The sequence below is a fragment of the Albidovulum sp. genome (assembly GCF_049646345.1).
Classification (GTDB): domain Bacteria; phylum Pseudomonadota; class Alphaproteobacteria; order Rhodobacterales; family Rhodobacteraceae; genus Albidovulum.
Genome location: NZ_JBARVQ010000725.1, coordinates 1 through 10,639, shown reverse-complemented (window position 1 = coordinate 10,639; position 10,639 = coordinate 1). Strand labels below are relative to the sequence as shown.

The window sequence follows — 10,639 nt, the reverse complement described above, 5'->3', positions numbered from 1 at the left end:
ATCATGTTCGGCAGGCTCAAAGACTGGAGGCGCGTGGCAACTCGCTACGACAGGTGTCCGAAGGTCTTCCTCTCGGCCATCGCGCTTGCAGCAACCGTCATCTATTGGTTATGAATCCTGACCCTAGAGATCGCAAAACAGATTGAGCACGAGGCTCCAGTTTATGAAGCCGCATTTCAGCAAGAAGCGCTCGGCATCGCGATCAAACGAGCTGAACAGGTTCGTGCGGGAATAGCATCAGATTGGCCAAGACGTTCTACAAAGCCAGACAAAGACGGTCTCGTCCGTCATCCCTTAAACGGAGCTGAGTCAGATAAGTGGTTCTGCTTGCATTGTGACACTTCGATAACTGGCGAACAGATTGCCAGGAGTCTTTGGCATTGCCCACGTTGTGACGCGTCTCCACTCAATATCTTCGAAAGTCCTTGGTGGCTTGAAGAGCATGATGCACAGCCAAAGCCATTTTCTGACAAAGAGAAGCAAGGGAGGCCGGAGCAAGTGGTCGATATTGCGGATACACCACTGAAACTGGATTTAGATGCCGAAAAGATAACTCTACTCATGCGAAGTGCACTTGTTGAAGATGCTTCGAACGTTAGTGAGCGGTTGGGTGCTTTATTCGCCGATATCTTTGTTCATGATGACAATGATGTATGCATCACCTTTGATGAAGACCTCTGGCCGGAGCACAAGGAACCTATTTCAGCACTCGCAGTTGCGGCTCAACTTGGGATAAATGTTGATCAAGAACTCTGTCTGCGGGAGTTGCCCTTTGCTTGGCCCGGGTTGGGTGAGCACACCAAAAGCACCGTAGAGTACACGCAAACGATGCTGAAAGCTTACGCCGACCAAAGGGCTGACAAAGACGTCGAATGAAAAATGATCACTAGATTGGAGGTTGCGGTGAGTGTCTCTGCAACCTCCAACATGTGAGTAGGACGATCTTCAGGTTTTGCCACTGCAGCGAATGTCCGGAAAGCGGGCTGCGGCTGCAGCATCGGAGCTGGACGGTCAAGGGCGGCTCAGGGCCGAGCTTTACCTGCTCCTCCATCGCTGAACTATTCGAGCGAGATCCGGGCCAGCGCTCCAACCCCAAGCGGCCCCAATGGCAGTGAAGACGGTTACTCCTGCAATTGCTCCGAAGTAGCCTCCGACGATGCCGGTGCCGCCTCCTACAACGAAGCCCAAAGATGCCCCTACGAGGCTGCCCACTACTCTGGCTTTCACATTGTCCCCACGCTTTTCTGCACTCTAACCGGAACGTCCGGCCCTGGGAAGGTTCAGCGCGGCCAGTCACTGTCGGAGAAGGCAGCACTGGGCCGTCGACTCCGTGCGATTGAATTCATACATAGGGGGCCGCTTGGTCTCCAATCTGGGTACGGACAAACTAGAGGACTAACGATGAGCGCTCGACTATCGACAGCAATCAGGATTGGCGATGCCGCCAGGGCGATTTTGCGCAAAACAAAGAGCTTTCCAGACCAGCGTTTTGCAGAGGCTGAAGACTGGTTGGATCGCGAACATGTCGGCGTAGAGCCAATGCTGCTGGCGCTTTCGATGGAACTGGCGCTCAAGGCATGGTTCGTTTTTGACTACGACGATCCAAATGTAGTCAAGTCGCATGACCTGACAAGGCTGTTTGATGCCTTGCTGCCCGAAAGCCAGCAGAGGCTTGACGAGGAGTTCAAGCGATTAGTAAACCCTCGTCATCCCAGTGTCTTTTTTGTCGACTACGGTATTCGTGACATTCTTTCACAGCACAAAGATGCATTTATCGACTGGCGGTATCTCCACGAAGCAAAGAAAACTATGATGTTTGACCAGAGCGCGTTTGAGGCGACGCTCGAAATGGTGCTTAACGAGTTCAAGAAGAGATACCGAATTGAGCCGGTAAAACCACTTTTCGGCCATTCTATATGATGTCTGCTTTGGTGAAGCTGCACCGCGGCGTCGATAGCTGCTGTCAATGTCTCATTTGGGCCGGCCTTGATGGGGCAGGGCAACCTGCTCTGCAAACATGCTGCGAACGATCTAATGGCCGCGAAGAGCCCAATCTACCGAATGCTGCGCCGCGCATGAACGGTTGAGAAGCGCGCAGAGTTGACGTTGGCCATGGCGAGGCTGGCCCATACTTGACGAAAGCTGAAGGCAATTCATCCAGCTCCATCTTTACGGAAAAAGGGGATGATGAAAACGATACACGCCACAAGAAAGAAGATGCTGCCTGTCATTGCCCAGAAACTTCCAACGCTCGCAATGATGAAGGAAGATGCTGAAAGCATGAACAAAACCCACCCAACAAAATCGATTTGCCGATTGGTTACTCTTCGACTGCCATCGTCTCTTCGATGAAACCCCAAGCTCATATTAGATTACCCCAAGAAAACAATTCAAATGAAGGTGGCATGAACTTTCTGGAACGGCAACTTCTCTAATCGGGCGTTTGGGTCAAGTCTATTTCATCTGTTTGTTTCCCGTAACTTGGGGGATCGTTGTCTCTCATCCGGGTCAAGCTTCTCTTCGCAGTCAGTGTTGGTCCGGTTCGGTTGGACCGCTGCACGCATGTGTCGGATCGGTTGTGGAGCGCCCAGCTTAGTCTCGCGCTTCAAGTGGCGCAGCAGCCGTTTTCGGCGTCATCCACAAACCTCGTCCGGTAGAGGGACGATCCCGTCATCGATCATTGGGGGGTCAGTTCATGCGGTACCCTCCAACGGTCTTTGACGGAACTCTGAGTCGTCCGCCCACATGCGATGCATGATGACGGCGAGCTTTCTGGCAACAGCGACGACAGCGCGACGGCGGCCTTTGCGGCGCATCAATCGCAGGCCCCAGCTTTTGATCTCTGATCCGGCAACCGAACGCATCATCATCGCGTTTGCGGCAGCGTAAAGTGCCGAACGTACATCCGGATCACCGGCCTTCGAGATGCGGCCGGGGTTGTCCGTTTCCCCAGACTGGTATCGTCGTGGCGTCAGGCCAAAGTGGGCGGCGACTGTTCTTGAACTGGTAAAGCGGCTGGGATCATCCACCGCGACTTTGAACGTCAAAGCTGCAATTGGCCCCACGCCAGGGATCGCCATGAAGCGCAGGCAGGTTTCGTCTAGGCTTGCGGCCCGTTTTACCCGTCAGTCCAACTCACGATAGGTGTCAAACAGTGTGAAACGGCATGCAATTTTGACCCCCATATTGGGGTAATCGGCGTCCAAAAGTGACCCCCCTGATAATTCTGATCAGAAGCTTCCTCAAGAGCATGAGGGAGCAGTCAGGGGATGTTGGTTGTGGAGACGATCGCGAAGATCAGGCGCGCGCATTTCATCGAAGGTAGGTCGATCAAGCAGATTTGCCGGGAGCTCCGATTGTCTCGCAATACGGTGCGCAAGGTCATCCGATCTGGGGCAACCGAGTTCACCTACGACCGCACGACGCAACCTCGACCGCAGATCGATCCCTGGCGGTCGGAACTGGACGAGTTGCTGGCCGAGAACGCGCGTCGACCGAAGCGGCAGCGCCTGACGCTTGTCCGAATCTATGAGGAGTTGCGCAACCGCGGCTACGGGGGCGGTTACGATGCTGTGCGGCGCTACGCAGCCAGTTGGTCGAAGGCGACGCAGGAAGCGTCGGCCAACGCCTATGTTCCACTCAGTTTTGATCCTGGTGAAGCCTATCAGTTCGATTGGAGCCACGAGATCGTTCTGATCGATGGTGTCACCACGACCGTGAAGGTCGCCCATGTTCGCCTCTGTCATAGCCGGATGCCGTTTGTCCGAGCGTATGCACCGAATGAGGGGATCAGTTCAGGGCCTGACCGGAACGGGGCGTCGCCTCACCCGTTTTGCCGCGCCGCCCAGATAGCGCCGCGGCGGATGATCTCGGTCACTTGCGGCACTTTCAGATCGTCAAGCTCATGCCCGATGGAGCAATAAAAGACCCGCCCCTTGTCCCAGCGTCGTTTCCAGACCACCGGGATCACCGTGCCTTCGATCCACCAGAGGTGATCGCCGGAAAAGGTGGTGGTTGCCAGCACCTCGTTCGAGGGATCGACCAGCATGTAATATTGTTCGGTTGTCAGGCGGAAACTGCGGATGCCTTCGACGATCGGGTCGTTCGGTTTGCAAATCGTCACATCGTAGTCGATGTAATCCTCACGGGGCTGCAGGTTGTCTGGCCAGCCCGGCGGATGGGCCACGAACTGGCCGCCGATCAGGAAATGGTAGGTCGGGCGGTCGCGGAAAGCGTCGCCCATATGGCCGTGCCAACCTGCGATGCCGCAGCCATTGGCGATCAGCTTCAGAAGGCCGTCTTCCTGCGGCTTCGTCATATTGCCAAACTCTTCGCGGTGACCGGAGCGGGCCGAGGACCAGATCGGCGTGATCAGGTCAATATCGACGAGGTCTTCGGGCCGTTCCAACGGTTCGAGCGTATCATAGACGTTCACCGTGAAGCCGTTGTCGCGCAACAGCGCCGCGTACCAGTCGGCGAAATCTGTGGGTGCGTGGCCTTCCCAGCCGCCGACGAAAAGCGCTGCTTTCATGTCTTTGTCTCTCGCATGTAGGCAAGCATCGCGGCCATGTCGCGCGGGGCGAACCCGGCTGCTTCGGCGGCTTGCAGGGTTTGAAGCGTGGCCAGCCCTTGCGGCATCCGCGTACCGAGTGACCGGGCAAGGGCGGCGGTGACCTCCATGTCCTTGCGGGCAAGGCTGACGGTGAAGGTCACATCATGCGCCGCCTCATCAAGGTAGAGCGGACGGCGGTATTTCAGCATTGGTGCAGCGGCGGCCGAGGCCTCGATCGCATCGAAGGCGGCTTCGGGGGCAATGCCTGCGGCCTCGGCCAGCGTCATCGCCTCGGCCAGTGTCTGGTTCAGCCCGTGGATCAGCGAATTGACGGCGAGTTTCATGACCGATCCGGCACCAGGGCGGCCAAGGCAGATTACCTGCCGCCCCATCGCGTCGAATAGCGGCATCAGCGGGGCGGCGATTGTTTCGGTGCATCCCGCCATGATCATCAGCTCTGCCGCCTCGGCCGCTTGTGTCGCGCCCGAGACAGGCGCGTCGATGACGGTGGCACCGGTGGGGGCTGCCGCGGCAAGGGTCCGGATATGATCGGGACTCATTGTGCCCATCTCGATTAAAGTCCGGGCGGTGCCCGCGAAAAGCCCGTCAGGTCCAAGGTGAACTGCCTCAGATGACGCATCATCGGCAAGCATTGTAACGACGACATCGCTGGCCGCGGAGAGAGAGCGCGGGGTCGCCGCAACGGCACAGCCGCAATCCCGCCCGAACGCCTCGGCCTTGTCGGACGTGCGGTTCCACACCGTCATGACATGGCCCGCACGAACGAGGTTGCGCGCCATATGTATGCCCATGCGCCCCAGTCCTGCAAAGCCGACCTTCATCAGGCGACCTTGTCTGTCCGGATTCCCGAGATAGCCTGAACGAGATTGTCTTCGGTCACTTCCTCCGAGGTGAATTCACGGATGATCTCGCCGTGGAACATGGCGATGACCCGGTCGGAGACGCGCAGCACCTCGGGCATTTCCGAACTGATGACGATCACCGCATAACCCTGCTTGGCAAGGTCGCGGATCAGGTTGTGGATCTCGGATTTCGATCCGACGTCAATTCCTCGCGTCGGCTCGTCGACGATCAACACCTTCGGCGCCATCGACAGCCATTTGCCGATAACGATCTTTTGCTGGTTGCCGCCCGACAAGTTGCCCGCCCGCTGCCGCCAGCTTGGCGTCTTGATCGCCAGCTTGTCGCGGTACTGGTCGAAGATCGCAATCTCGGCCCCGTCCGACACAAAAGGCCCCGCGGTCAGGTCGCCGACCTGCGGCAGGGTCATGTTGTCACGGCAGTTCATGCCAAGGACCAGCCCCTGCCCCTTGCGATCCTCGGGAACTAGTGAAATCCCGTGGCGGATCGCATCGACGGGCGAATGGATGCGCACCTCTTCGCCATCAAGGAGGATGGTGCCTTCGGTGGGCGTGCGAAGGCCGAAGAGCGTTTCGGCTATCTCGGTCCGGCCCGCGCCGACAAGCCCGTAGAAGCCGACGACCTCGCCCGCCCGGACCTTGAAGTTGACGTCGTGATAAAGCGATCCGCAAGAGAGGTTCCTGACCTCGATCGCGACCTTGCCGGTCTGGGCATGTTCGACCTTCTGGCCAAGGTCGAGGCTGCGGCCGATCATCAACTGCGTCACCTCGTCCTCGTTGGTCTCGGCCGTGGTGAGCGAGCCGCGGTATTCGCCGTCGCGAAGGACGGAGATCTTCGTGGAAATCGTGAAAATCTCGTCCATACGGTGCGAGATATAAACGATACCGACGCCCTGCTGGCTGAGGTCGTTGATGATGTCGAACAGCACGACCTTTTCGGCATCGGTCAGCGAGGCCGTCGGCTCATCAAAGATCACCGCTTTCGCGTCGACGGTCAACGCGCGGGCGATCTCCACCATCTGCTTGTTGGCGATGGACAGGTCGCCGACGATGGTCTGCGGTGTGAATTTGCAGTTCAGCCGCTTCAGGATCGCGGCGGAATCGGAATGCAGCTTGTCCCAGTCGACGCGACCAAAGCTCTTTGCGGGCAGTTCGCCAAGATAGATGTTCTCGGCCACAGAAAGCTCTTCGGAGAGGCTGAGTTCCTGGTGGATGAAGACGACGCCCTTGGCCTTGGCATCAAGCGGAGAGCCCATCGTGACGGGAGTCTCGTCGATAAAGATCGTGCCATCGTCGGGCTGATAGATGCCGCCCAGAACCTTCATCAGCGTCGACTTTCCGGCACCGTTCTCGCCCAGCAGCGCGTGAACCTCGCCCGGCATCACCTCGAACGATACGCCGTCGAGCGCACGGACGCCGGGGAAGGTCTTTACGATCCCTTCAAGCCGAAGGGCTGGCTTTTGCGCGGTCATATCTTCAACTCCTCCCGGCCTTTGCGGTTCAGTTGCTTGTCGAGGAACAGCACCGCGATCAGGATCAGGCCGATGACCAGATTGACCATCGCCGTGTCGGCGCCAATATGTCCAAGCCCCTTGCGCAGGAGTTGGATTGCGATGACACCACCGAAGGTCGAGATCACCGACCCGCTGCCGCCGATCAGCTTGGTGCCACCGAGGACCACGGCGGTGATCACCCACAACTCGTAAAGCGTCCCGTCATTGGGGTTCACCGAACCACTGGCGGAATAGAAGACCACAGCACTTAGCGCCGCGAGAAAGCCGATCAGGACGAAGTTCAAGACCATGTGCGGACCGACCTTGATCCCCGCATTGACGGCGGCTTCACGGTTATCACCAATCGCATAGGCGTTGCGGCCATGCACAGTTTTCGTCATCAGAAGCCAGATCAATATCGTGAAGACCACAAAGACGATGGTTGGCGTCTCAATGCCGAACAGGTCGGCCTCGGCAATGTCGACCAGGGTCCAGTTCAGATGCGAGGTCGGCTGCTCGCCGTTATACATGAAGACGAGGCCGCGAAATCCCAGCATCGATCCGAGTGTCACGATGAAGGCATCGACGCCGGTCTTCCAGACGATGAAACCGTTGATCAGACCGAGGATCATGCCGGTGCCAAGTGCCAGAAGCCAGGCCACCGGGATCACCCAGTCGCCAAGTCCTGCAAAGATCGGCCAGGTCATGGAGTCGAGCATTATGATGGCGCAAAGCGCGTAGGTTGCGCCGACTGACAGGTCGATATTGCCGTTGATCATCACGATTGTCATGCCAAGGGCGATGATCCCGATCGGTGCGGACTGCTTGAACAGCAGAAGCATGTTCGCCCCGTCCATGAAAGCCTTGTCCGATACCGAGAAGAAGTGGCCCGCGACGCTGAAGAAGATCAACTCGATCACGATGAAGCCCCAGATGGCGCTTTGCTTGAAGAGTTTGGTCTTTCTATCGGTATGCATGATCCGCCCCCTCAAGCGATTGGCGACAAGAGCCGGCCGCGCTTGGCCGCAATGTCGAGCCAGACCGCGAGAATGATGATGACCCAGGTCACGACGTACTGGACGTAGAACTGCAACCCGACGAGCAGCAGGCCGTTCTGGATGAATCCAAGGATCAGAACCCCGATCACTGTCTTGAAGACCGTGCCGGACCCGCCGAGGAGCGACGCGCCGCCAAGAATGACCGCGGCGAGCACGTCCAGTTCCAGCCCCTGACCCACGGTGTTCTGGCTGCCGAGTGAGCGGCTGGCTTGCAGCAGACCGGCGGTGGCAACGCAGAAGGATGAGATAATGTAGGTCATGAACACGACGCGGGCGCGTGGGATGCCGGAGAAGGTCGCGGCGGTTCCGTTGCCGCCGACGGCATAGACCTTTCGCCCGAACGGGGTTTTCGCCAGAAGCATTGTCAGAAACAGGGCCAGCAATCCGAAGATCAGGACAGGCACCGGGATGCCGAAGACGGAACCCTGCCCGAAGACCGAAAACCAGGTGCCAGATTTGTCGGCGATGTCCATGTTCTTGCCGCCGGAATATGTCAGCGTCAGCCCGTGGATTGCCGACAGCATCCCGAGCGTTACGATCAGCGAGTTGAGCTTCAGATAGCCGACCAGAAACCCGATGAAAGCGCCAAGCGCCATGGTCAACGCAAACATGGCGGGGATCGCCAGTGACGGGCCAAGCTTGTCATGCAAATCGAGGACGACGATGGTCGAGAACGACATCATCGATCCGACCGAAAGGTCGAGATTTCCGCTCACGACGACGAAGGTGACGCCAAGCGCCATCACGCCGAGGATTGCGGACGACCGGATCACCCCAAGGACGTTGTCGAGCCCGAGGAACCTTTGATTGGCGATGGTGAAACCGATCATGAAAAGCGCAAATGCCACGAGAATGCCGTGGCGCGCCAGCATGCCGGTCAGTGATTTCAACCGTCCATTGGACATGGTTGCCCTCCTCCCCTGTTCCGCTCTGACCTCAGACAAGCGTCATTCCCCCGTCTATCATCACGATCTGCCCGGTCATGTAATCGCTGTCGGCCGAGGCAAGGAACGTCGTAGTGCCGGTTATGTCGGCTGGCTTCGCCACGCGTCCCTTCAATATATCCGCCGCGAATTCTTCCATCGCCTGTCCCGGACGTTCGGCCGCCCCTATCGCCATCAGGTCGCGGTCAACATCTTCCCACATTTCAGTGGCCACGACACCCGGCGCGAAGCCGGTAACGGTGATGTTGTGCTTGGCCAGATCCCTCGCCCCGGACTGCGTGAGCGAGACAACGGCCCATTTCGACGCGCAATAGGGCGCCACGTTGTCATATCCCTGGCGGCTGGCGATCGAGGCGGTGTTGATGATCTTGCCGCCCGAACCCTGGGCGATCATCTGCTTTGCCGCCTCCTGCATGCCGATCATGACGCCAAGACCATTGATATCCATGATCATGCGCCAGTTTTCCTCGGTCACGTCGAGAAAGTTCATCGGCTTGTTGACGCCGGCATTGTTGAACTTCACGTCAAGCTTGCCAAAGGTCTCGACCGTCTTCGCGATCATCTCGCTGACCTGGGCGCGGTCGGTCACGTCAACGCCGCAGGCGATGGACCTTCCTGTGCCGCGCCCGTCATTTTCGCGCACGACCGTTGCGACCTTGGCCGTGTTGATGTCGGCGAAACAGACATCCGCGCCTTCATCGAGAAGCGCCTCGCCGATGGCGCGGCCGATACCCTGTGCTGCCCCGGTCACGATACAAGACCGGCCTGTGACGCGCCCCATGGTGCCCCCGGCGATATTGAATTGAGAAGACCGGGCGGACCGGCTGGTCCGCCCGCATCGGATCAAAAGCTCAGAACACCGGCTTTGTGAACTCGCTCATGTTGTCCTGAGTGATCTTTGGCGTATCGAAGTAGTTCAGGAACGGCACTTCGATGCCGCCGAGGATGTCAAGTGCGGTCTTCAGCGCAGCCTCGGCATCGTCGACCGGTGACTGGTAGATCGAGCCCCAGTATTCACCGGCTTCCATCGCCTCGTACCCGACGGCGAAGTTTGTGGCGCCGACAAAGATGATGCCCTCGCGGCCCGCGGCCTTGGCGGCGTTCAGGGCGCCTACGCCCATGTTGTCATCTCCGGCATAGACGCCGTCGATGTCATCATACTTTACGAGGAAGGCCTCCATCACGGTCTGCGACTTCTCACGGTTCCAATCGCCGGGCTGGGTTTCGAGCACGGTGACATTGGGACAGACCTCGGGCAGACGGTCGTCAAAACCTTTCTGGCGTTCGATCGCGGTCGTGTAGCCGGGCTGGCCCGAGATCTGAACGACCTTGGCCTCGTCCTGAATGCCCATTTCGGTGAACTTCTCGCACATGATCTCGGCCGAGCGCGATCCTTGGGTGATGTTGTCCGGACCCGAGAACGACTTCACGAATTCGAACCCAGGCTCGGCGATGTTGGAATTGGTCACGATGACCGGGATGCCGGCCTTGTGGGCCTCGCGCACGGCGGGGATCACCGCCTCGCCATTGGTCGGCCAGATGATGATCGCGTCCACTTCCTGCTGGATCAGGTCCTGAACCTGGGCGATTTGCCGCGCGACATCGCCGCCTGCGTCGAGAACCACCGCCTCGACATCCGCATTGGCCTCGGCGGCGGCGATGAACGCCTTTTCATACGTCGTCTGGTAGCTATCGACGCCAACATTGTTCT

The 10,639-nt window shown here is 58.4% G+C and carries 9 protein-coding genes and 3 pseudogenes; 4 read left to right on the top strand and 8 right to left on the bottom strand.

The genetic code is table 11. From position 1 onward, the window contains the following. The 3 genes and pseudogenes from WBB85_RS18960 to WBB85_RS18950 all read left to right on the top strand — a co-directional run. Positions 1-114, top strand: a pseudogene (locus WBB85_RS18960) (IS5/IS1182 family transposase); the annotation flags it as partial. A 384-nt stretch (positions 115-498) separates the two neighbouring features. After that, on the top strand, positions 499-876 hold the full coding sequence (locus WBB85_RS18955) for a hypothetical protein (protein WP_432640149.1): 378 nt from the start codon (positions 499-501) through the stop codon (positions 874-876). 525 nt (positions 877-1,401) lie between these two features. After that, the gene (locus WBB85_RS18950; protein WP_432640148.1) at positions 1,402-1,920 is read left to right on the top strand and encodes a hypothetical protein; all 519 of its coding nucleotides are present in this window, start codon (positions 1,402-1,404) and stop codon (positions 1,918-1,920) included. A 773-nt stretch (positions 1,921-2,693) separates the two neighbouring features. Here the strand turns inward: WBB85_RS18950 and WBB85_RS18945 are convergent. After that, positions 2,694-3,164, bottom strand: a pseudogene (locus WBB85_RS18945) (transposase); the annotation flags it as partial. Between the two features lie 105 nt (positions 3,165-3,269). Here WBB85_RS18945 and WBB85_RS18940 point away from each other — a divergent pair. Next, positions 3,270-3,773: pseudogene (locus WBB85_RS18940) on the top strand (IS21 family transposase); the annotation flags it as partial. 50 nt (positions 3,774-3,823) lie between these two features. Here WBB85_RS18940 and WBB85_RS18935 read toward each other — a convergent pair. The 7 genes from WBB85_RS18935 to WBB85_RS18905 form a co-directional block, all read right to left on the bottom strand. Further along, the gene (locus WBB85_RS18935; protein ID WP_432640147.1) at positions 3,824-4,531 is read right to left on the bottom strand and encodes a ThuA domain-containing protein; all 708 of its coding nucleotides are present in this window, start codon (positions 4,529-4,531) and stop codon (positions 3,824-3,826) included. Next, positions 4,528-5,394: an NAD(P)-dependent oxidoreductase gene (locus WBB85_RS18930; RefSeq protein ID WP_432640146.1), complete on the bottom strand. Its 867-nt coding sequence runs from the start codon at positions 5,392-5,394 to the stop codon at positions 4,528-4,530. Before WBB85_RS18930 ends, WBB85_RS18935 begins: the two co-directional genes overlap by 4 nt. Further along, positions 5,394-6,905, bottom strand: a complete 1,512-nt coding sequence (locus WBB85_RS18925) for a sugar ABC transporter ATP-binding protein (protein ID WP_432640145.1) — start codon at positions 6,903-6,905, stop codon at positions 5,394-5,396. The genes WBB85_RS18930 and WBB85_RS18925 overlap by 1 nt, the downstream gene beginning before the upstream one ends. After that, the gene (locus WBB85_RS18920; RefSeq protein ID WP_432640144.1) at positions 6,902-7,903 is read right to left on the bottom strand and encodes an ABC transporter permease; all 1,002 of its coding nucleotides are present in this window, start codon (positions 7,901-7,903) and stop codon (positions 6,902-6,904) included. The genes WBB85_RS18925 and WBB85_RS18920 overlap by 4 nt, the downstream gene beginning before the upstream one ends. 11 nt (positions 7,904-7,914) lie before the next feature. Further along, on the bottom strand, positions 7,915-8,889 hold the full coding sequence (locus tag WBB85_RS18915; protein ID WP_432640143.1) for an ABC transporter permease: 975 nt from the start codon (positions 8,887-8,889) through the stop codon (positions 7,915-7,917). A 31-nt stretch (positions 8,890-8,920) separates the two neighbouring features. Further along, on the bottom strand, positions 8,921-9,709 hold the full coding sequence (locus WBB85_RS18910) for an SDR family NAD(P)-dependent oxidoreductase (protein ID WP_432640142.1): 789 nt from the start codon (positions 9,707-9,709) through the stop codon (positions 8,921-8,923). Between the two features lie 70 nt (positions 9,710-9,779). Further along, positions 9,780-10,639 (bottom strand): sugar ABC transporter substrate-binding protein (locus tag WBB85_RS18905; protein ID WP_432640141.1); only part of this gene is annotated, 860 nt, incomplete at its 5' end.